Origin of the sequence: Arthrobacter sp. StoSoilB20, from assembly GCF_019977295.1 — a bacterium.
Taxonomy (GTDB): Bacteria; Actinomycetota; Actinomycetes; order Actinomycetales; family Micrococcaceae; genus Arthrobacter; species Arthrobacter nicotinovorans_A.
This window is the reverse complement of record NZ_AP024651.1, coordinates 3,545,991-3,567,874: the sequence shown is the minus strand read 5'-3', so window position 1 is coordinate 3,567,874 and position 21,884 is coordinate 3,545,991. Positions and strand designations below refer to the sequence as shown.

The following is a 21,884-nucleotide window of genomic DNA, read 5'->3' as shown; positions in this document are numbered from 1 at the left end:
GGGTTGGTAGGACCAGGACGGAAAAATGGTGGGCAGTTCCCACGCTGCAGGGGTGACTTCGCCTGTCGTGCCGGGTGGGGGAGCGCTCAGGGAAGCTGTTGTGAGGGATGGGATGCAACTGGCAGCCTGAGTGCAGGAGCAGGTTCCAAATTCCGTGCCGTGATCGTCGCCAGCCGAGGCGCCGCTCACCTCAAGAGAAGAGCCGTGCGCATGGTGGGACGATGAGGTGCCCACTACAGGTGATGCCGCATGAGTCCCATGCGATCCACCTGCCCCATGGGAACCGCTGATGATGTGCATTCCGAATATGCCTGCAATGACGGCCGTTACCAGAAGTAGAAGCAACGCCCGCCCGAGGAGGGCGGCACGAGGTTGAGGGGACAGCTGCTTGCTCATGATGCTTCACCACCTTCGTCCACTTCCAGTGGTGACAGTATACCCCCATAGGGTATCTGAGAGCGATGCGTTATTGTTGGCGATCCTGGCCCTATGCATTCCTCCGATTTCCGGTGCGCTATTGCGATTCGAGGCCTAGAATCGTCGAATGGGCCTTCTAACGTTCAGCATCAACGTCACGCTTGATGGTTGCGTGGACCATCAGGAGGGCATCGCCGACGACGAGACGCACGCCCACTTCACGCGTCTCCTGGATCAGAGCGGCGCAATGCTCTGGGGCCGGACTACCTACGAAATGATGGAGGTCTACTGGCCCTTGGTTGCCCGCGGCGAAGTAGAAGCGCCGCCAGCCCTACGCGAGTGGGCGATCACCTTGGAGGGAAAACCCAAGTACGTCGTTTCCACAACGCGGAGCGACTTCCCCTGGACGAACAGCCACCGGCTCGTCGGCGAACTGGGTACGGCCGTTCAGGAACTCAAGGACAGGACTCCCAAGGGGGTGCTTGTCGGCAGCGGGAAACTAGCAACAGAGCTGGACCGACTGGGCTTGATCGACGAGTACAAATTCCTCATCCACCCCATGATCACAGGCCACGGACCCACCCTTTACCAAGGCGGACTGCCCAGCACCCGGCGCCTTGAACTGATCTCGGCCGAGCCGCTCAGTAACGGAGCGGTGGCGATGCATTATCGCCGGGCTGTCTGACGAATGTGCAGGCAACATGACAACGCCAAACATCCCCATGAACTCCGGTTCTAGAAATCTCCACCGGGATAGATGCCCTCGGGCAATGTGAAGCACTCAGATCCTGATGCAATACGGATTTCGTTTGGAGACAATCCTTCGGAGACGATGTAACTCTCCCCTGGAGCAGGCGGGTCGATTTGGATTCGATAGTTCTCGTTTATATTTCTATCTACGGACACATTTAAGCCATTCGCACGGTAGTGGGCTTCGATGTCCTTCACGACCAACTCGATTTTGGTTCCTTCAGCTACCGTGACCGTGGTTGAAGCATTCCAGTTGTGCTGCGTCTTGTCGCAGGACAGAAGCACGCCCTTCTTCTTCTGATCAATCGAGATGACAGCATCTTTTGGGATCAGCGCGACGATCTCCAGTTGTATGGCTTGTGTGTGGGCTTTAGCTTCCTGCCAGGTCAGTTCAGATTTCATCGGTTCACCCTGTGTTACAGCAGGCGTTGGCACAGTCGACTGGATTGAACCCGTGTTGGGGTTTCCAGCACAAGCGGCGAGCCCGATCGAACCTGCCACCAGCCACAACGCCATGGCACCGCGACGCGCTCTCATCGAGCCGTACTTCCCAGCATGCACTTGGGCACTTGCCCGTTGTCCACGCTGTACGAGGTGATGAGGTTGTGGTTGTTCATCGGATCTAGAAATCCCCGCCTGGGTAGATGCCCTCGGGCAGTGTGAAGCATGGCGAGCCCGAATCGATCCAAATCTCATTAGGTTTTACGCCTCCACCGACGAGGTAATTCTCCCCAGGAGCAGGTGGATCGATTTGGACCAGTATCATTCCGTCTATATCCGCATCGGCTGACACCTTGAGTCCATTCGCCCGGTAGTGGGCTTCGATGTCCTTCACGATTGAATCGAATTTGGTTCCGTCGGCTACCGTGATGGTCGTGGAGCCCTTCCACTTGTGCTGCGTCTTGTCGCAGGACAGAAGCACGCCCTTCTTCTTTTGATCGATCGAGACAACCGTGTCTTTCGGGATCAGGGCGGCGATCTCCAATTCCATGACTTGGGCTTTGGCCTTCGCTTCCTGCCAGGTCAGTTCGGCTATCAACGGTTCCTCCTGTGTATCACTGGCAGTTGGCACGGTTGACTCCGTCGAACTCGCGCTTGGGTTTCCGGCGCAGCCGGCAAGCCCGATTGAAACGACCAGCATCAACGCCACGGCGCCGCTCCGAATCCTCACCGAATTGCACTTCCCAGCATGCACTTGGGCACGTGCACGTTGTCCTCGCTGTACGAGGCGAGGAGGTTCTGGTTTTTCATGAGGATCTAAAAATTCCCGCCCGGGTAAATACCTTCTGGCAACGTGAAACACTCAGAGCCCGAATCAATGCGGATCTGGTTTGGGGCTAACCCTTCGGCGACAATGTAGTTTTCATCGCTCGTATTGTGAGGGCTTATCTGGACTTCGTATGATCCTCTGATATCAAGCCTGTCCTCGACGACGTATTGTCCACTCTGATAGTGGGTTTTGATTTCTTTCAGGATCGGCTCGATTTTGGTTCCTTCGGTGACCGTGATTGTCGTTGAACCATTCCAGCTGTGTTTGGTTCGGTTGCAGGACAGAAGCATGCCCTTCGTCTTCTGATCGATCGAGATAACGGCGTCTTCAGGGACTTGGGCGGCGATCTCCAGTTCCAGAGCTTGGGTATGAGCTTTGGCATCCTGCCATGTCAGTTCAACTTTCACCGGTTCCTCCTGTGTTTTGGTGGCGCTTGGCACAGTTGACTCTGTCGAACTCGTATTTGGGGTTCCGGCGCAACCCGTAAGCCCCATGAGGCCCGCCAGCAACAACGCCATGGTGCCGCGTCGCCCTATCATCGAGTCACAATTCCAAGCATGTCTTTGAGCGCTTTCTTGTTGTCTTTGCTGTCGGAGGCGATGAGGTTGTGGTTTTCCATGAGGATGTTCCCTTCTTCGACGGTGTTAATCGCCCTAAGTTGGTCGTCGTGGGGGCCGCGGTAATAGTGCTGTTCGAACTCATCCCGATGAATGGGGTTATTTCCATCCCACACCACCCCTCTCTTCGTGATGAGGTTGGGAACTCCCTGACCATGGACGAGCAGATCATAGTAGTACAGGTTCGAGTATTCCGTGGTTGGCTGTGGTTTCCAGTCCGGGAGCATTCCGGCCCCGGCGAGGGATATTACTTTGTCATATCGGGCTCCGGCGACTTCGGAGCTGGTGAGGTTCGCCAGGCCCCAGCTGTGTCCGATGCCGGTTTGTTCGGCACCGTTCAGGTAGGGGTCAGTGCGCATCCCGGTCTCGAAACCTGCCAGTTGCTGCCCCGAGGTGCGTGCGAGTTTCTCATCGTTCGCCTCACCAATTCTCGCCAGGTTGGGGCCGCCGGCGGTGTCCGCCTCTCCGGGGAACCGCCCATCCTTGTAGACGAATGCCACCGTCCCCGGCACGTTGTTATTGAGGTATCTCGAGACCTGCTGTACGCCGCCTGTGTAGAAAATGTTCATTCCGGTGAAGGTTCCTGGAACGTAGGTGATCACGTGCCGTGTGTCGGGGCCCGGGGTGCCGATCATTTCCACGATCCGGGACTGGTCCCGGTCATAGAGGTAAAGCTGAACTTGCCCAGCTTCCGCCTGCTTCAGATAGGCGACCTCATTTTCCAGCATTTTTGTTCGGTTCGGGTCGTGGTGTGCTTGCCCGATCCCCGACAATTTCCGGGCTGTTTCCAGGTCTTTCTCCGCCGCGCGGAGCAGGCTTGGCGCGTTCAACTGGTTCGCCCGGACCCTAGCCAGTGCGGGCATCCCGTCCAAAGCGCCGAACATGGCCGGAGCCGCAGCCAGCAGCAGCTCCTGTACCTGCGTGAACCCGGACTCGTTCACTGCAGTGTGGGCTCCCGTTTTCATGCCCGCCCACCAAGCCCCGATTTTCGATGGGTCCATGCCTCGCAGGGTCTGCTGCCATCCGGGTATTGTGGCCAATGCCTTCACGTCAGCCTCGGAGGCAGTGGACAAGTAGCTCAGCAGAGCCACACCCGATAAGGACATCGGCACCGTGGCAAGCACCAGAAGGCCGTTCGATACCGTTACCTGTCCGACGTCTCCGCTGCCACCGGCAGCGCGGAACGTCGAAGCGATGTCGGAAAGCCGGGTCGCGTCCTGATGGTTGTCTTCCAAGAACCGTCGCAGCCCGCCACGGACAGCGTCGAGATCAGAGTGCACCCAGGAGCACTTGTCCTCGAACTCGGACCCAGCTGCACTGACTCTGTCAGCCGCACCCCGGTCTGAGCCGTCCTGGATCCTGAAGGTTGACACTGCGGATTCCAAGGTGTCCGGATCAGCGGAACTCGCCCCAGCAGTGCTTCCACTCGCCCAGACACGCAACCCCTGCCGCACAGTGTTCACGCTCACCACCGGACGGTCAGTCTCCTCCATCGACGGGCGCGGCCCCACATTCACTCCAACACCCCCGCCAGCACGCACCCAGCCGGAGGCAAGCACCCACTCCGTCACGTCATCCAAGCGACGCTGCTCAACCTCCGCGGCGCTCTTCGCATCCTGGACCTGACGGGCAACATCTTCCAACATATGGACCAGCTCCGAACGGGCCGCCCGTTCAGCGGCAACGTTCTCCCGGAAACAGTCAGCGAACACGCCCCGGAATTCCGTAAGGGCAGCCGTCGAGAGCGATTCCCGTCCGCCGAGTTGATCCTGCAAGGTACGCGCTGCGTCTCGACATGCACCGATCAAACGATCGGCAACCCCCGTGTCGAAATTCATTTTACTCCATCAAATAGATAAACCGCCGAGGGCTCCACTATACCTAATGCACTCGACGGATTCTTAATCACTTTCGGAAGACGCTGAGAGGCGGACGAGGGGGTCCGTGGAATTCTCCGGGCCCTCGCGGAGTTGTCCCGAACATGCACAACAAACGGATCGGTTTCCTCTCCTTCGGTCACTGGGCCCGAGTCCCGGGTTCCCTCGTGCCAACGGCCGGCGAGGCCCTCAAACAGGGAATCGAACTGGCGGTAGCTGCCGAGGAACTGGGAATCGACGGAGCGTTCTTCCGGGTGCATCACTTCGCCCGGCAGCAAGCATCGCCCTTTCCACTGCTGAGCGCTATTGCGGCACGGACCAGCCGGATCGAAATGGGCACCGGCGTGATCGACATGAGATACGAAAACAGCCTCTACATGGCCGAGGAAGCAGCAGCCACGGACCTCATCAGTGATGGGCGGCTGCAGCTCGGAGTGAGCCGTGGTTCACCCGAACCCGCACGGAACGGAGCAGCCAACTTCGGCTACGTCCCCGAGGACGGTGAGGACGGTGGCGACATGGCCCGCCGCCACACTGCATTGTTCCGCAAAGCCATCGCCGGGCACGGGGTGGCCGAAGCGGACCCGCATTACGCCGGCGGGGCCACAGGTTTGCTGCCCATCCAACCCCAGTCACCCGGCCTCCCTCAGAGAATCTGGTGGGGCGCCGGAACCCGGAAGACTGCAGTCTGGGCAGCAGAGCAAGGCATGAACCTCATGAGTTCAACCCTCCTCACCGAGGACACCGGTGTTCCTTTCGACGAACTGCAGGCAGAGCAGATCCGGATGTTCCGCGAAGCCTGGGCGGCCGCAGGGCACGACTTTGAACCAAGGATTTCCGTCAGCCGCAGCGTGATTCCGATCGTCGATGAGCAGGACAACCACTACTTCGGTCTGCGTGCCCAAGCGGACAGCCAGGACCAGGTAGGAATTCTCGACGGCGCGTTGTCCCGCTTCGGGAAAAGCTACATCGGCGAGCCGGATCAACTGGCGGACGAACTGGCGAAGGATTCAGCCGTGCAGGCAGCCGATACGGTCTTGCTCACAGTGCCCAACCAGCTTGGCGTCGACTACAACGCCAAGCTGCTGGGCAATGTCGCCAAGCACGTCGCCCCTGCTTTCGGTTGGAGCGACAAAGTCTAGGACGCCACCGCCACCAGCTCGAGAACAGAAGACGAAGCAGGCTCCGCGAACACCCGGTACCCCCGTTCATGATCGAACCCGTGTATTTCACGCGTATCCAAAGCAGCCATGAATTCGAGGGTTTGCCGGGTAATCACCTGCCCCGGGACCAGGATGGGGAACCCGGGCGGATACGGCGTAACGAACCCTGCCGAGACCACTTCCTGTCCTTCGGCCACGGCGGAAGCCACCTCAGCCGCGGACAGGTACACCGTGGAATCGGGCTTGTAACTCTCAAAGTAAGCGGCCCGGATGTCCCCGTCCTCACAGGAATCATCCACACGGAAGCGTGCGGCAAAGGTGCTGAAATCCGGGAGCGGGGGAGTCGGGCGGGAAGCGTCGGAGGCGCCAGGTAGCGTCCGAGCCCGCGCCGAAGGATGCGGGTTCTCAAAGCCTTCAGCGAGTTTCACCAGGACCTCGATCAGGTACGCCACGGAGCTTCGGGACGTGCCGATGTTGGTCATGAACAGCACAGTGTTCCGTGAGGTCTTGTTCACCTGGATGCCGTGATCGTCCATGAGGTAGCTGTGGCGGAAAGTGTCGCCGTCGATCCCTGTTTTGCTGATGTCCAGCGTGAGGCGGCTGGGATCGATGACGAACTCGTCCCGCTGCCAGGCGTCCTCCAGCTCTGCCAGCCCATCCCGCAGCGGCATGCTGGAGCCGGTTTCCCTATAGCGCGGACCGATGAGGTCCCGCGAGGAAAGCACCCGGAAGTACTTCTTCAGCAGGGGATGCCGGGCCACGGCTTGGGCCACGGATACGGCAAGGTCGGATTGCCGTTGCACCAGGCCGAAGCCTTCCAGTTCCACCTGTCGTCTGCCAATGTCCAGGGACGCCAGAATCTGGTAGTTGGGGGAGGTGGACGTGTGGGTCATGTACGCCTCGCGGAAGGACTCCCGGTTGGAGCCGGCGAAGTCCTGGTCATACACGTGGATCATGGAACCCTGCCGCAGCGAGGTCAACGTTTTGTGGGTTGACTGCGTTGCGTAGACCCGGAGGCGTGCCTTGGCAGGATCCGGAATCAGCCTGGTGTTGAGCCAGGCTTCGTCATCAACGGGTTCGCCGGTGACCGGGTCATGAAGGGCGGCGGCCTGTTTCGCATACCGTGCGGCGTAGGCAGGATCGCTGAAGGAAGCTTCCAGGGCGGCTGCTGCCGCCATGCCGGTTCGACGGCGGTACACCGGATGGGAGCGGGCGAAGGCAAACCACGCCTCGTCCCACAGGAAAACCAGATCCGGTTTGATGGCCAGGCATTCCTCCATGACCCTTTCGACGTCGTACACAACGCCGTCAAAGGTGCAGTTGGTGAGGGTCACCATTTTCACCTCGTGAAGCCGGCTTGCCCGCCGGTACTCCAGGAGCCTGCGCTTCAGGCTGGCCAGCGGGACAGCACCATAAAACGCGTACTTGTCCAGGGGATAGGCATCCAGGTACGAAACGCGGGCACCGGCAAGCACAAAGGCGTAGTGGTGCGATTTGTGGCAGTTGCGGTCCACCAGCACAACATCGCCCGGGGCAAGCAGGGACTGGTGCACGATCTTGTTGGCCGTGGATGTGCCGTTGGTGACAAAGTAGGTTCGTTGCGCACCAAAGGCCCGGGCGGCGAGTTCCTGTGCGCGTTTGATGGACCCGTGCGGATCCAGCAAAGAGTCCAGACCGCCCGAGGTGGCGGACGTTTCGGCCAACAGCAGGTTTGTCCCGTAGAAATCGGCCATGTCCCGGATCCACGGTGACGTTCCTACAGACGCACCCCGGGAAATCGGCAAGGCGTGGAAGACGCTGGCCGGGCGGCGGCTGTAGTCCTGCAGCGCCGTGAAGAACGGTGTTTCGTAGCGTTCGGCCACGCCGGACAGCAGTGACAGATGCAGGTCCAGATGATCCTGTCGCCGGAAAATCCGCCGGAACTTCCTGGTGAGGGATCCCGCCAGGGACTCGATGGAAACCCCTGCCACCAAGTAGACGTCCAGTTCCGGCCGCAGCCCGGAAATTGCATCGGCCAGCGCAAGAATCCGTCTGATGGGTCGCGAGTCCTGCAAGTCTGCGGAGGTATGCCGGGCCAGGAACCTCCGGAGGTCGCTGCCCAACAGATGGGAGCTGCGGAGGGAGAAGCCCGGGCGAAGAACAACGGACTGGATATCGGGGTTCAGCATGATGGCCACCAAGGCATCCTCATAGCTGGGAACCACGTTGACCGTGTACGTGAACGCATCCGAAGGGCGGCGCTGCGCAGCCATGGTGTTCTTGAGCGCTTCGGCTTCTTCAGGCTCCATGGTGTCCACCACCAGGACCTCAAAGCGTGGCCGCTCCGCCGGCTCGGACTGGTCGACAACTTCCTCGTCCACCGTTTCCCCGCGCGGCACCGCAGCTGTTTCCCCAGCAGAGGCGAGCGGAAGGTGATCCAAACCGCCCAGAAGCTGGAGCGCGGCCTGGGGTTCGCCGTCGTCGATTAATTGGCGCAACTGGGCCACGGCGTTGACTCCGGGCTCTGCCCAATACGGTTCCACCGCTGCCAGGAGGGCAAAGGTCCTATCGATCTGGGACAGCAAACCGGACTCCTGGTGTCGGGCCGAGGCGAGCTGCCTGAGGGCGTATCCCAAAAACTCCCAAGCGTCGGCACGGGAACGCCAGGCCCTGCTGGGGGTGCCGATTTTGGGGGACGGGGAAGGGGTGCTCATGTGTTTCACTTTCAAACTGAAAAGGGGTCTAGGACGTCAGGGCTGTACGGATGCGGCCGCGATACGCATACCAGCCGGCTATCAGCAGTGGCGCCAACACCAGCAACGAGGCCAGCACCCAGCGGCCCGTTTCCGAGAACCCCATGGTGACCAGGACAAAGGCCAGGAATCCGAGGGTGAGATAGGAAGTGAAGGGCGCTCCGAAGAGCCTGAACGCAGGCCGCACCACTTTGCCGTTGCGGACCCAGTGCTGGAGCTTGATGTGGCACAACATGATGGTGGCCCAGCCGCCGATGATGCCCACCGCCGAGACTTCCAGCACGATTTCAAAGACCTGGGATGGAACGACGGCGTTCAAGCCGACACCCACCAGAGTGATGACCGCTGTCAGTAGGATGCCGCCGTAGGGCACCCCGGACTTACTGATCCGCCCTGTGAATTGCGGAGCCGAGCCATTGACCGCCATGGAGCGGAGGATGCGGCCGGTGGAATAGAGGCCGGCGTTGAGGCTGGACAATGCCGCGGTGAGGACCACGAAGTTCATCACGGATGCGGAGATGGCTCCGGCCTGTGGATCACCGAGATGCGAGAAGAAGGTGACAAACGGAGATTCGCCGGCTTTGTAGGACGTGAAGGGAAGCAGGAGCGAGAGCAGCAGGACTGAGCCCACGTAGAAGACCCCGATGCGGATCACCACGGTGTTCACGGCCTTGGGCATCACCTTGTGGGGTTCGGCGGTTTCGCCGGCCGCGGTGCCCACCAGTTCCACAGCTGCATAGGCAAACACCACGCCGCTGATGGCCAGGAGCGGTGCCACTGAGCCCATGGGGAACATGCCACCGTTCTCAGCGATGACGTTGAAACCCGGAACGCCAACATCCGTCCGGCCGCCGAAAACAATGAAGCAGATTCCCACCACGAGGAACGTCACCAGGGCGCCCACCTTGATCATGGCGAACCAGAACTCCATCTCACCAAAGATCTTCACGGACACCAGGTTCAGGGAGAGCACCACTACCAAAGCGATCAATGCGATCAGCCACTGCGGGACGTCGTTGATGGGTGCCCAATATTGGCCCCAGAACTTCACGTAGAGGGCTACGGCGGTGACGTCCACAATGGAGGTCATGGCCCAGTTCAGGAAATAGAGCCAGCCCGCGGTGTAGGCCATTTTCTCGCCGTAGAACTCGCGGGCATAGGAAACGAACGAGCCGGAGGTGGGGCGGTACAGCACCAACTCGCCGAGTGCCCGCAGGATCAGGAACGCGAAGAATCCGCAGACGGCATAGACCAGGACCAGCGCGGGTCCGGATCCGTTCAGGCGGCCTCCGGCGCCCATGAAGAGCCCGGTGCCGATCGCACCGCCAATGGCGATCATCTGGATCTGCCGGGGCTTAAGGGTTTTGCGGTAGCCGCTTTCCTCCGGGGCGAAAGCGTTCGACGGCGGACTGGCAGCCAGGTCTGTTGGGGAAGAAAGGGTTTGTGTGGACGCAGGGGTGGGTATCACTTCGGGGGTCTCCTTTGACTCCGTTGCCACCTCGGGTGGCTCAATACTCCACAACGTGGGGCTGGCTGCGTCGCAGTTATGCCTGAAATTGGCCGCGCTGCAGTCAGTCTTTGTGGTGTGTGGGACAGTCACCAACTCTAGGTCGCCGCCGTCGACAACAAATTGGCTGGCGAACCAAATTCGGGGCCCGGCTCTTGTGCCGGGGGGACAACACTGGTGTTCTGAAGGGCCGGTAATGTTTCTCGCTGTGCGTGCCTGCGCACATGTACCGGCGGCGCCCTCAATGGCGAGGAAGCGTACTGCTGATGGAACTGATGTGGAGAGGAAGCGATAGCTTCGTTGAAAGCCCTGGAAATTGACGACGACGGCGTCGTCACCCTATTGAGCGATGTCCTCGAAGACCTGGGTGTCGGCAACGCCCGGTTGCTGCTGGCCCCGGCAGAGGACAACAGAACCGTTCGCGAAACTGTCATTGTTGATGCTGAAGACGACGACGAGATCCGCCCAGGGGCCTTGGTCATGTTGATCGGCGTTCGCGGGCGTGCGGCGCTCCCTGCGCTCCGCCGCATCATGGCGGGCCGTCCCACAGCAGTTGCTGTCAAGGGCAGTGAACGCGAGTTGGAAGCCGTGGCCGAGTTGCTCCAACCGACCGGCATTGGACTGGTGGCGGTCGCCCCGGGGCTCCGCTGGGATAAGTTCGAGAGCATCGCGCTGGACCGGGTCCGTGAGAACGATGTGCCCGGGGAAACCCCCACGTCAGTCCACCGCGATCTGTTCGCGATCGCCCAAACCACGGCCACACTGACCAATGGCCACGTGGTGATCGAAGATCCGGGCAACAGGGTCCTTGCCTACTCCCCGGCGTCCAATGACGTTGACGAGCTCCGCCGGTTGTCCATCCTGGCGCGGCGTGGCCCTGAAAAGTACCAGAAACTCCTCAAGGAATCAGGAGTCTACAAGCACCTCCAAGCTACTGAAGCACCTGTTCACGTAGAGGCCAACCTCGAGGCCGGGCTTCGGGAACGTGTGGCGATCGGCATTCACGCCGGCAGCCGGGTGATGGGGTACATCTGGTTGCAGGAAGGTGTTGAACCACTGGCGGCCAACACGGACCGCATCATGGTGGGTGCGGCCAGGCATGCGGCCATTGAGCTGGTACGGCACCGCAATGAGCAGTCGCAGTCGATGCGCGAGGACCGGGTGTCCAGCCTGCTCAGCGGCACGGCGCAAGTCCATTCCCAGGCCCAATCCGCGGGCATCGATCCCGCCAAGCCAGCGGCGTTGGTGTTGATCTCCGCAGGAGGGCTGAGCCAAAGCGCGGCCGGTCTGCAGCTGCGCAGGGGGGAACTGTCCAAAGTGGCATCGATCCACGCCGCTGCATACCGGCCCGGCGCGGTGGTAGGAGCCCTTGGCATGGAAACGGCCATCATCCTCCCGGACGTGGACCCGCAAAAGTCCCTGCCCGCCATCAACCGGCTGGTCAACACGATTGTTCGTGATGCCACCACGCACCTTCACTTCCAGGTGCAGGCAGCAGTGGGTCCCATCGTTCCGCGCTTGGATGCCCTGCATGCCACCCTTGATCACGTTCGCAGCGTCCTTAAAGTCATGGAAGCAACGCCGGACGTCCGTGTGGCCTCTTACAGCGACGTGGAAACAACAGTCCTGACCAGGGAATTGTTGGAGCTGCTCGAATCCCGGACCACCCTGCGTCATGCAGGAATCACCCGGCTATGCGGTCGCTACCCGGAATTCGCCCTGACCCTCCTGACCTACCTGGAGTTCTTCGGAGACGTGAACCGGTGCGCCGAGGAATTGGCGGTCCACCGCAACACTGTTCATTACAGGCTGCGTCGCGCTTGCGAAGTGGCCGGGCTGGATCTGCAATCCGCAGATGAACGCTTACTGGCACACCTCCAGATCAGGCTCTGGACCTATGCAGGGACCAAGGGCTAGGAACCATGGATATCCAGAATCTCCTCGACGACATCGTCGGGGCCGTGCAGCCGCATGTCGGCCAAGGCAACGTCGCTGACTACATCCCCCAACTGGGAGCCGTGGACGCCCAACAATTCGGCATATCCGTCGCCACTCGTGAGGGCGAGGTGTATTCAGCCGGAGACGCCCACGTGGACTTTTCCATCCAAAGCATCTCCAAGGTCTTTGCGCTCGCCTTGGTACTGGCATTCGACGGAGACAGTATTTGGAAACGGGTGTTCCGGGAGCCCTCCGGCAACCCCTTCAACTCACTGGTCCAGTTGGAGAGTGAAGACGGCATTCCCCGGAACCCCTTCATCAACGCCGGTGCAATCGTGGTGACGGACCGCCTTCTGAGCCTGACCGGAAACGCAGCGTATGCCGTGCGGGATCTGATGCGTCAGGAAACCACCAAGGACAGCATCGACACCGATCAGCAGGTGGCCGGCTCCGAACTGGCCAACAGCCACCGCAACGCTTCCTTGGCTCACTTCCTGGCAAGCTGCGGCAACCTGGAAAACCCGGTGGAGGACGTCCTGGATTCCTATGCAAAGCAATGCGCGCTCGCCATGACCTGTGAAGACCTTGCACTCGCAACCCGGTTCCTTGCCTCCAACGGCTTGGGCGCAGACGGGACGCTGTTGCTCTCTCCGGCGCAGACCAAGAGAATCAACGCGGTCATGCTCACGTGCGGGACGTATGACGCCGCTGGCGAATTCGCATATCGGGTGGGACTTCCGGGCAAGAGCGGCGTGGGCGGCGGAATCGTGGCCGTGGTCCCGAACAAGTGCTCCATCAGCGTGTGGAGCCCTGGGCTGGGACGATCCGGGAATTCCGTGGCCGGGGTCGCAGCGCTGGACGAATTCACCACCCGTACCGGCTGGTCGGTGTTTTAGGCGCATGATGGAGGCATGACCCCCAAGGACGGAAGAGGGCCCAAGGGCGGGAAGGCCCCCAACGACCGCAAGCCTGCCGCGCCGGCGCCGGGAACCGAGCCCACCGCCGTCGCGTTCTTGGAGCGCCTGAAAATCCGCCAGTCGGATGTCGAGCAAGCCAAATACCGGCGCTATTTCAAGACCGGCAAGGGCGACTATGCCGAGGGCGACTTCTTCATGGGCGTCCGCATGGGCGAGGTTTTCACACTGGCCAAAGAGTTCGCGACCATGTCCCTGGAAGATATCGAGATGCTCCTGGAGCAAGACATCCACGAGGCCAGGGCCGGTGCCGTGAAGATCATGGCTCTCCAAGCGCAGAAAAAGAAGACCACGGAAGAACGGCGTCGGGAACTTTACGGGTTGTACCTGCGGAGGCAGGATCGCATCAACAATTGGGACCTGGTGGACCTAGGCGCTGGGAACGTGGTGGGCGGATGGCTGCTGAACAAGCCGCGCGACCCGCTCTACAGCCTGGCCCGGTCGCCGAACATGTGGGAGCGCAGGACGGCCATTGTTGCCACCTCGGCGTTCATCCGTGAAGGCCAGTTGGATGACACGTTCGCGATCGCCGCCCTCCTGCTCGGAGACAAAGAAGACCTCATCCACAAAGCCGTGGGCGGGTGGGTTCGCGATGCCGGACGCAGCAGCCGCGAACGCTTGCTGGCCTTCCTGGACGAGTACGCGGCAACCATGCCCCGCACGTCTCTTCGTTACGCGATCGAGCACTTGGGCAAGGAGCAGCGGAGCTATTACCTGACGCTTAAAGACAGGGTTTCTTCCGGCTAAGCATGGAATTATGTGACGTTGGATTACCCAGCGTTACCGGGTGTTTCCGAGTCTTTGAAGCATGTTACGGGGCCGCCCTACAGTTTTTTCATGGCAATACAGGACATTTACCCCACCGCGCTGCGGCTGCTCGGCCGCCCCGTGCTGGTGGTCGGCGGCGGCCCCGTTGCGTCGCGCCGCGCCAAAGGACTGCTCGACGCCGGTGCGAAAGTCACCGTGGTCGCTCCCGTTGCCACCGAAACACTTCGCGGGCTCGCCGCTTCCGGCCTCCTTACCTGGGAGCAGCGCGAGTACCGCCAAACCGACGTCGACGGCGTCTGGTTCGTTCAGACTGCTACTGGCACTCCCGCCGTGGACACCCAGGTCGCAGCCGACGCCGAGGCGCAGCGCATCTGGTGCGTCAACGCCTCGGACCATGAAGCATCGGCCGCGTGGACACCCGCGGTTGCCGTGGTGGACGACGTCAAGATCGCCATCAACGCCGGGGGAGACCCACGCCGTGCCATGGCCCTTCGGAACGCAGTTGCCACGGCCCTCGAAACCGGGGACCTTCCGCTGCGCCGGCACCGTAAGCCGGACGCAGCTGGAAAGACTCCGGCTGGTTCTGTCGCTCTGGTGGGCGGCGGGCCCGGCGACTCAGGGCTCATCACCGTCCGCGGCCGTCGCCTGCTGGGCCAGGCCGACGTCGTGGTTGCCGACCGTCTTGGCCCACGGGAGCTGCTCAACGAACTGGCGCCCGACGTCCGGGTGATCGAGGTCGGCAAGACCCCCGGGCACCACCCCGTGCCCCAGCTTGAGATCAACAGGATCCTTGTAGAGGAAGCCCTCAAGGGCAACCGGGTGGTCCGCCTCAAAGGCGGGGACCCCTACGTCCTGGGACGCGGCGGTGAGGAAGCAGAATTCTGCCGGCAGAACGGCGTCGAGGTTGAAGTGGTGTCCGGCGTGACGTCGGCAATTTCCGTTCCCGCTGCCGCAGGAATCCCGGTGACGCATCGCGGCCTGGCCAAGGGCTTCAGCGTGGTGACCGGCCACGAAGAGCTCTCCGAGGTCCCCGCACGCCCGGATCACACTGTGGTGTTGCTCATGGGAGTGGCCCAATTGCGTGATTCCGCGGCTGAACTGGCAGGCTCGGGTCTGCCTTTGGACACACCAGTAGGTATCGTAGAGAACGGGTATTTGCCGGACCAGCGCGTCACCATCGGCACTCTGGGGACCATCGCGGACCAGGCGGAAGCCGTCGGCGTGGCCAACCCGGCGGTCATCGTGATCGGCGATGTTGTCCGTGTCAGCCCCTTTGCACCGCAGCACTTCAAGACCGCTGACTACAGCACTATTACCCCCAACCGTCCCCGCGTCCGCAGTAACTGAGAAGAAGAAGGAACACAGCCGTGTCAATTAGCACCCCCGTAGGTTCTGCGGACCGTCCGCTTCGCGTCGCCGTCATCGGCTCCGGCCCGGCCGGCGTTTACGCAGCGGACATCCTGACCAAGAGTGAGGCCGTCAAGAGCGGCGAACTCACCGTCAGCATCGACCTCTTCGACCGCTACCCGGCACCTTACGGCCTGATCCGCTACGGCGTTGCTCCGGACCACCCCCGCATCAAGGGCATCGTCAACGCCCTGCACAAGGTCCTGGACCGTGGCGACATCCGTTTCTTCGGCAACGTGGACTACGGCACGGACATCTCCATCGAGGACCTCCGCAAGCACTACGACGCCGTCATCTTCGCCACGGGCGCCATCAAGGACGCCGACCTGAACATCCCGGGCATCGAACTCGAGGGTTCCTTCGGCGGCGCAGACTTCGTCTCCTGGTACGACGGACACCCGGACGTTGCCCGCGAATGGCCGCTGGACGCCAAGGAAATCGCCGTCCTGGGTAACGGCAACGTCGCCCTGGACGTCGCCCGCGTCCTCTCCAAGCACGCCGATGACCTGCTGGTCACCGAAATCCCGGATAACGTTTACGCCGGCCTGAAGAACTCGCCGGTCACCGACGTGCACGTCTTCGGCCGCCGCGGCCCTGCACAGGTGAAGTTCACTCCGCTGGAACTGCGTGAACTCTCGCACTCCAAGGATGTAGACATCATCCTCTACGCCGAGGACTTCGAATTCGACGAAGAGTCTGATCGCCAGGTCCAGACAAACAACCAGACCAAAACCATGGTTGGCACACTGACCAACTGGATCGCCGAGCAGCCCGAGGACCTCTCCGAGCTCACCGCTTCCCGCCGCCTGCACCTGCACTTCCTGCACAGCCCGGTGGAAATCGTGGACTCCCCGGAAACCCCGGGCAAGGTTGCCGGCATCAAGTTCGAGCGCACCGAGCTGGATGGCACAGGCAACGCCCGCGGTACCGGCGAGTTCATCGACTACCCGGTCCAGGCTGTGTACCGCTCCATCGGCTACTTCGGTTCGGCCCTGCCGGACGTCGAGTTCGACCACAAAAAGGGCGTCGTCACCAACGACGGCGGCCGGGTCCTTGACGCCGACGGCCAGCACGTTCCGGGCCTCTACGCAACGGGCTGGATCAAGCGCGGTCCGGTTGGCCTCATCGGCCACACCAAGGGCGATGCCCTCGAAACCGTCACGTACTTGTTGGAGGACCGCGAAAACCTGCCGGTCGCCGAGGTTCCCGCGGCAGACGCCGTCGTGGATCTTCTCGATTCCCGCGGCGTGAAGTTCACCAGCTGGGAAGGCTGGCTGGCCCTGGACGCCCACGAACTCGCCCTCGGCGCAGCAGCCACCGAGGCGGGCACGTCCCACGGTGTTGAGGTCAAGCGTGAACGCATCAAGGTGGTGCCGCGCGAGGACATGGTCAACATCTCCCGCGATGGCGTAGCGGCACAGGTCTAGTTTTCCGTTTGCGGGCGGGGTCACTCCTTGGGAGTGGCCCCGTTTCTGTTTTTAGTCCCCTTCATTGCGCCCGGTTGTACCCTGAAGCATGGATGTCGTGGTCATCGAAACTCCCCAGTTGGGGGACCGCAGCTATTTGGTGCACGACGGCTCCGTGGCCTTGGTGATTGACCCTCAACGGGACATTGACCGGGCTGAAAAGGCTGCCCGTGACGCCGGTGTCCGGATCACGCATGTGGCCGAAACGCACCTGCACAATGACTACGTCACCGGCGGTTTGGTCCTGGCGGAGAAGCACGGTGCCGCGTATCTGGTGAACGCGGCGGATGAGGTTTCGTTTGTGAGGGTTCCCGTCACCGACGGCCAGGTCCTGCGCGTCGGCAGGCTCGCGGTTTCGGTCGTTGCGACGCCGGGCCACACCCACACGCACCTTTCGTACGTGGTGCGGGATGACACGCACGACGGCGGCCGGGAGGCTGTGTTTTCCGGCGGCAGCTTGCTCTACGGTTCAGTAGGGCGGACGGACCTGGTCTCCCCTCGTGACACTGCCAAGCTGGCCCATGACCAGTATTCGTCCGTGCGGCGCCTGGTGGATGCTTCCCGTCCGGAGGCTGCGCTGTACCCGACCCATGGCTTCGGTTCGTTCTGTTCGATCGGGCCCGCGAGCCATCAGGAATTTTCGACAATTGCTGAGCAGGCAGAGTCCAACCATGCCTTGACCGATTCCAGCGAGCACCACTTCGTCTCGGAATTGTTGGCGAACATCACTGCCTATCCTGCGTACTACGCCCACATGAGCCCGCTGAATGCGGCCGGACCGGGCCGACCGGACCTCACACTTCCGGACTCAGTTGATCCTGAGGAACTGAGCCGGCGGTTGAGGGCAGGGGAGTGGGTGGTGGACCTCCGCCACAGGGTGGCATTTGCGGACGGCCACCTTCAAGGCAGCGTGGGCTTCGAATATGGCCGCGGTGACAACTTCACCAGCTACCTGGGTTGGGTGATCCCCTGGAACCAACCGCTCACATTGCTGGGCCCGCTCAGTGAGGTTGAAAAGGCGATCCGTGACTTGGCGAGGATCGGCATCGACAGCCCGGATGCCGCCGTCGGGCCTGAAGCCGTTTTGTTGGCCGCCGACCATCCCCGGACGAGCTATGGGCACGGAGACTGGAACCTCTTTGCAAGCGAGCGGAAGCCGGAGGACTTGGTGCTGGACGTCCGGCGTCCGGACGAGTTCACCACTTCCCATATCAAGGGTGCGCTGAACGTGCCCGTCTACGAGCTCCTCGGGAGGATCACCGAACTGCCGGATCACAGGACCTGGGTGCACTGCGCCACGGGATACCGGGCGAGTGTCGCCGCAAGTCTCCTGGACCGGGCCGGACGGGAGGTTGTCCTGATCAATGCCAGGTTCAGGGACGCCGCCGGGGCCGGCGTTGAAACAGTGCCGTAAACAGAAAAGCTACCGCGGCGCCTTATCCGAGCAGTAGTCCAGGTTCCGGTACACGCTCTGGATTGCGGCCTCCGGATCATGGGCTTCAAGGGCGTCAACCAGTTCGTCATGGCCCTCGCGTGGAATGCCGTTGAAGCCGTCCTTGCGCTGCTGGCGGAGGAGGTCGTTGTGGAACACTCCGCCGAACGAAACGTACAGCTGATGCAGCAGGGGATTGCCCGATGCCAGTGCGACCCGCTCGTGGAACTCCCAGTCGGCGCTGGCCCACGTGGGGTAGTCCTCGGCCTGCCAGGCGTCGTGGCGGAGCGCAAGGAGGCGGCGCATCTCGGCCAGGTCCTCGGCGGTGGCGTGTTTGGTGGCGAGGCGGGCCGCCTGGGTGTCCAGGCCAAGCCGGACCTCAACGATATGTTCCTGCGTGTGCTCCAGGTACATGCGCTGCGCCGCGCCGGACATCTCGCTGTTTGCCCGGACATAGGTGCCATCGCCGCGACGTACTTCCAGCATGCCCGAATGGGCCAGTGCCTTGATTGCCTCGCGCAAGGTACCCCGGGAAACGCCCAAGGTGGACATCAGCTCAGGTTCCGCGGGGATCCGCTCCTGGAGCGGCCACTCGCCGGACTTGATCATGTCCCGCAGCTTGGCGGTGATCTCCTCGGCAAGGGCCGGGCGATGCGAAGGGGTCAGGGTCATGCTGTCCTCGGTCCGGTCTTGGTGGCAGTGCGCTTGCTGGTGAGCAAGTGGCAGGTAACCATGAGAGCCACGGCCACGACCGACAACAGGCTCAGGGGCAGCACCCAGCCGCCGGTGGCGCTGTGGAGCAGGCCCATGCCAAACGGGCCGATTGCCGCAATCAAGTATCCCAGCGATTGGGCGATGGTGGAGAGCGCGGTGGTTTCCGCCGTCGAGCGTCCACTGCGGCTGATGATCACCAGAACCAGCGGGAAGATGCCCAAGCCGAAGCCGAACAGGACGGCGGGAACGACCGCCAACGACGTCGGCAGCCAGACCATGGCGGCGATGGCCAGCAAGGTTGAGCTGCTGGCCAGATACAGCGCGGGGCGGAGCATGCCGGGGCGGGAACCGAAGGCGAGCAGGATCATGCCGGCAGCGACGGAGACCAGCTGCATCACGCCGAACTGGAGACCACTTTCGGAAGCGCTGAGACCCTGCGAGGTCAGAATGTAGGCGAACCAGCTCATCACGGCATATGCCAGGAAAGCCTGGAAGGTGAAGATCGCGGTGATGAGGATGCCCAGGCGGGTACGCAGCAGCGGCCACATGGAGACCCGGGGCCGATCAATCCTGGTGGCGTTCCGGTGGGTGTGCAGGACTATGGGCAGGAAACCGAGGAGGGCTGCGACACCCAGCAGGCCCCAAGCCGCCAAGCCCATGGAGGGCGAGCCGAGTTCCTGCGCCAAGGGAACACTGACGACCGCGGCAAAGGTGGCGCCGCCGGACATGGTGAAGGTGTAAAGGCCCGTCATCATGGAGGTGCGCTCGGAGTAGTGTTCGCGGATGAAGGACGGCATGGCCACGTTGCACACTGCCAGGCCGGACATTGCCAGGACCGTGCCGCCAAGCAGTGCGCCGGTCACCGGAACCCCACGCACCAACAAACCACCGGCCAGCAATGCCAAGGCGATGGCGATGGCTTTCTCTACGCCTACGCGGCGGGTCAGCCAGGACGTTCCCAAACCTGCAACCGCAAAGCACAGGAGCGGGATGGATGGCAGGATGGACGCCACCAAAGCACCGTAGCCAAGGACCTGCTGCAGTTCGTGGAACAGTGCTGCGGCGCTGGTGATGCCTGCGCGTAGATTCAAACCGATAAGGACCACGGCAATAATGCCGACGACGGCGACCACGCGCGTTTTGGGGACCGCCTGCGCAGACAGGGCCTGGGCAGGGCCAACGGTAGGAATGTTTCCGGTGCTGGGGGTAAGGGGAGTAGTCGCTGCCATATCTAAAGGTTAGACGTTTGACGTCTAAAGTCCACAGTTTTGTGGTGAAGCTCTCCGCTGGAACTCGAAGCTTTCCGTTGGAACCTATGGGGACGCTGCGGAAGTTGAGGGACGCTCAGCGGGGGTTGCGGGAACCGAGGCGCTGGACAGCCAAAGCCAGCCAAAGCTGCACGCGGTCCTGCGTCTGCGAGGGGTCGTAGCCCGTCAGTTCAGTGATCTGGGCCAAACGGTAACGGACCGTGTTGCGGTGCAAGGTGAGGGCTTCAGCCACGGCTGCCACCGAGCCGTTGTGGTTCAGGTAGCTCTCCAGGGTGGCCACCAGTTCGGCACCGTGGGCGGCGTCGAACTTCCGCAAAGGCGTAAGGGATTCGCTGGCCATGTCTGCCAGGGGAACGTCCTCACTGGCGAGCAACAGCGAGGTCAGGCTCAGGCGCTCCGGCTCGTTGACCGGCAAGCCGTGCGCCACGGCGTCGCGCGCTTCAAAGTAGCTCCAGCGCAAACCGTTCGGCTTGGTGTAGGCGCCCCCGATCCCAATGACGGCGTGGATACCGGCTTCCTGCAAATGATCGCTGAGGCTCTTGGCCAGAGCGGTAGCCGAGGTACCGTCGTCGCTGATGACCGTTACCAGGTCCTTCCCGACGACGGCGCTGACGCCCGCTTCCAGCGCCTGGGGCAGTGAGATGCTGACCAGTTGTTTGTGGTGGGCCGTGGACTCGGCAACCAGCACCACATTCTTCCGGGTGCTGTTGATGCCAACGCCGGCCAAACGCCGGGCCGCCTCAATGGTCTCCAAAGTGCCGTGGATGACGTCGTCCAGCACCTGGCCGGCCATGGCCCGCTGGGACTGGCGCTGCTTGACCATGTTGTTCAGTTCCACGCTGATGAGGTTCTGCGCATAACTGACGATTCCCGAGTCCACAAACGGCTGCCTCAACCAGAGCGTGCAGGCGTCCCTGCGGCCGGTGGGAATCGGGTAGGACGCCCAGCCATCCGCCGTCGGCGCCGGTTTTCCCGCAACACTGTTGTACAACTGCGCGCTGAACTGGGTGAGCACAACGTCCGTGCGGAGCATGCTGCCCAGTTGCTTGAGGAGTTCGTTCAGGCCACCGCCGGTGAGCAGCGAGCGGGCCAGGATCTGATGTCCCGCCAAGAGGCGCTCAAGGTTGGAGTAGTGGTCCGCCGAGTGCGACTCCGCCACCAGTTTTCCGATGGCAATGAAGGGGATCTCGTAGGGCACCTGCACCAGTGGAAGGCCCCAGCGGTTTGCTTCTGCAATCAGTGCCTCCGGAACTGCCTCATGGGTAAGGCCGATGCCGAAGCCGATGCCCACTGCGCCGGCCCGCTGGACCTGACGGACAAAGCGCCTCTGGTCCGCGGCGCTCTTGAGGCGCAGGCCGGTGGTGAGGACCAGTTCCCCGCCGCTGAGGAAGCGCTGGGGATCCTCCAATTCCGTGACGGCAACCCAGCTGATGTCCTGGTTCCAGGTGGTTTCGGCCAGGCCGGCCTGACGGAGTTTCAGGGAGGGGACAGCGACGAGCGAAGCGAGGGACATTGCCATGCTTAAAAGCCTAACCCGGCGCTGGTCAAGCGCACTAAGCCGAGGCCTCCTCTGTGTGCAGCTGA

At 62.0% G+C, this 21,884-nt stretch carries 17 protein-coding genes; 8 read left to right on the top strand and 9 right to left on the bottom strand.

The window, feature by feature from the left end:
* Nucleotides 1–544: 544 nt before the first annotated feature.
* A complete protein-coding gene (locus tag LDN85_RS16210) occupies nucleotides 545–1,102 on the top strand; it encodes a dihydrofolate reductase family protein (RefSeq protein ID WP_026539682.1) in 558 nt (185 codons plus the stop codon).
* A gap of 50 nt (nucleotides 1,103–1,152) precedes the next feature.
* Here LDN85_RS16210 and LDN85_RS16205 read toward each other — a convergent pair whose 3' ends face one another.
* The 4 genes from LDN85_RS16205 to LDN85_RS16190 form a co-directional block, all read right to left on the bottom strand.
* Nucleotides 1,153–1,569: a hypothetical protein gene (locus LDN85_RS16205; protein ID WP_026539683.1), complete on the bottom strand. Its 417-nt coding sequence runs from the start codon at nucleotides 1,567–1,569 to the stop codon at nucleotides 1,153–1,155.
* 220 nt (nucleotides 1,570–1,789) lie between these two features.
* Entirely contained in the window at nucleotides 1,790–2,317 is a 528-nt protein-coding gene (locus tag LDN85_RS16200) for a hypothetical protein (RefSeq protein ID WP_026546380.1), read from the bottom strand.
* A 107-nt stretch (nucleotides 2,318–2,424) separates the two neighbouring features.
* Nucleotides 2,425–2,955, bottom strand: coding sequence for a hypothetical protein (locus LDN85_RS16195; protein WP_155854051.1), 531 nt, complete (start codon nucleotides 2,953–2,955; stop codon nucleotides 2,425–2,427).
* A 17-nt stretch (nucleotides 2,956–2,972) separates the two neighbouring features.
* The gene (locus LDN85_RS16190; protein WP_026539686.1) at nucleotides 2,973–4,892 is read right to left on the bottom strand and encodes a hypothetical protein; all 1,920 of its coding nucleotides are present in this window, start codon (nucleotides 4,890–4,892) and stop codon (nucleotides 2,973–2,975) included.
* Nucleotides 4,893–5,035: 143 nt separating this feature from the next.
* Between LDN85_RS16190 and LDN85_RS16185 the strand changes: the two genes are divergently transcribed.
* On the top strand, nucleotides 5,036–6,073 hold the full coding sequence (locus tag LDN85_RS16185; protein WP_223943516.1) for an LLM class flavin-dependent oxidoreductase: 1,038 nt from the start codon (nucleotides 5,036–5,038) through the stop codon (nucleotides 6,071–6,073).
* Here LDN85_RS16185 and LDN85_RS16180 read toward each other — a convergent pair.
* The gene (locus tag LDN85_RS16180; protein ID WP_223943515.1) at nucleotides 6,070–8,787 is read right to left on the bottom strand and encodes an aminotransferase class I/II-fold pyridoxal phosphate-dependent enzyme; all 2,718 of its coding nucleotides are present in this window, start codon (nucleotides 8,785–8,787) and stop codon (nucleotides 6,070–6,072) included. The two genes, LDN85_RS16185 and LDN85_RS16180, sit on opposite strands and share 4 nt — an antisense overlap.
* Nucleotides 8,788–8,815: 28 nt before the next feature.
* Nucleotides 8,816–10,246, bottom strand: a complete 1,431-nt coding sequence (locus LDN85_RS16175) for an amino acid permease (RefSeq protein WP_223945477.1) — start codon at nucleotides 10,244–10,246, stop codon at nucleotides 8,816–8,818.
* Between the two features lie 387 nt (nucleotides 10,247–10,633).
* On the opposite strand from LDN85_RS16175, the gene LDN85_RS16170 reads away from it, so the two are divergent.
* From LDN85_RS16170 to LDN85_RS16145, 6 genes are all read left to right on the top strand, one after another.
* Complete coding sequence (locus tag LDN85_RS16170; RefSeq protein ID WP_223943514.1) at nucleotides 10,634–12,250, top strand: helix-turn-helix domain-containing protein; 1,617 nt, start codon at nucleotides 10,634–10,636, stop codon at nucleotides 12,248–12,250.
* Nucleotides 12,251–12,255: 5 nt separating this feature from the next.
* Nucleotides 12,256–13,167: a glutaminase gene (locus LDN85_RS16165; RefSeq protein ID WP_026539691.1), complete on the top strand. Its 912-nt coding sequence runs from the start codon at nucleotides 12,256–12,258 to the stop codon at nucleotides 13,165–13,167.
* A 15-nt stretch (nucleotides 13,168–13,182) separates the two neighbouring features.
* A complete protein-coding gene (locus tag LDN85_RS16160; RefSeq protein WP_223943513.1) occupies nucleotides 13,183–13,992 on the top strand; it encodes a DNA alkylation repair protein in 810 nt (269 codons plus the stop codon).
* Nucleotides 13,993–14,082: 90 nt separating this feature from the next.
* Nucleotides 14,083–15,360, top strand: a complete 1,278-nt coding sequence (cobA, locus tag LDN85_RS16155) for a uroporphyrinogen-III C-methyltransferase (RefSeq protein WP_026539693.1) — start codon at nucleotides 14,083–14,085, stop codon at nucleotides 15,358–15,360.
* Between the two features lie 20 nt (nucleotides 15,361–15,380).
* The gene (locus LDN85_RS16150) at nucleotides 15,381–16,847 is read left to right on the top strand and encodes an FAD-dependent oxidoreductase (RefSeq protein WP_026539694.1); all 1,467 of its coding nucleotides are present in this window, start codon (nucleotides 15,381–15,383) and stop codon (nucleotides 16,845–16,847) included.
* Between the two features lie 88 nt (nucleotides 16,848–16,935).
* Entirely contained in the window at nucleotides 16,936–18,300 is a 1,365-nt protein-coding gene (locus LDN85_RS16145; RefSeq protein WP_223943512.1) for an MBL fold metallo-hydrolase, read from the top strand.
* Between the two features lie 9 nt (nucleotides 18,301–18,309).
* Here LDN85_RS16145 and LDN85_RS16140 read toward each other — a convergent pair whose 3' ends face one another.
* The 3 genes from LDN85_RS16140 to LDN85_RS16130 all read right to left on the bottom strand — a co-directional run bounded on the left by LDN85_RS16140 (nucleotide 18,310) and on the right by LDN85_RS16130 (nucleotide 21,819).
* Nucleotides 18,310–18,990 (bottom strand): FadR/GntR family transcriptional regulator, encoded by a 681-nt coding sequence (locus LDN85_RS16140; RefSeq protein ID WP_026539696.1) that lies wholly within the window; start codon nucleotides 18,988–18,990, stop codon nucleotides 18,310–18,312.
* The gene (locus LDN85_RS16135) at nucleotides 18,987–20,261 is read right to left on the bottom strand and encodes an MFS transporter (RefSeq protein WP_026539697.1); all 1,275 of its coding nucleotides are present in this window, start codon (nucleotides 20,259–20,261) and stop codon (nucleotides 18,987–18,989) included. The genes LDN85_RS16140 and LDN85_RS16135 overlap by 4 nt, the downstream gene beginning before the upstream one ends.
* A gap of 115 nt (nucleotides 20,262–20,376) precedes the next feature.
* Nucleotides 20,377–21,819 carry a PucR family transcriptional regulator gene (locus LDN85_RS16130; protein WP_026539698.1) on the bottom strand — a complete coding sequence of 481 codons (1,443 nt, stop codon included), beginning with the start codon at nucleotides 21,817–21,819 and terminating at the stop codon, nucleotides 20,377–20,379.
* Nucleotides 21,820–21,884 lie beyond the last annotated feature (65 nt).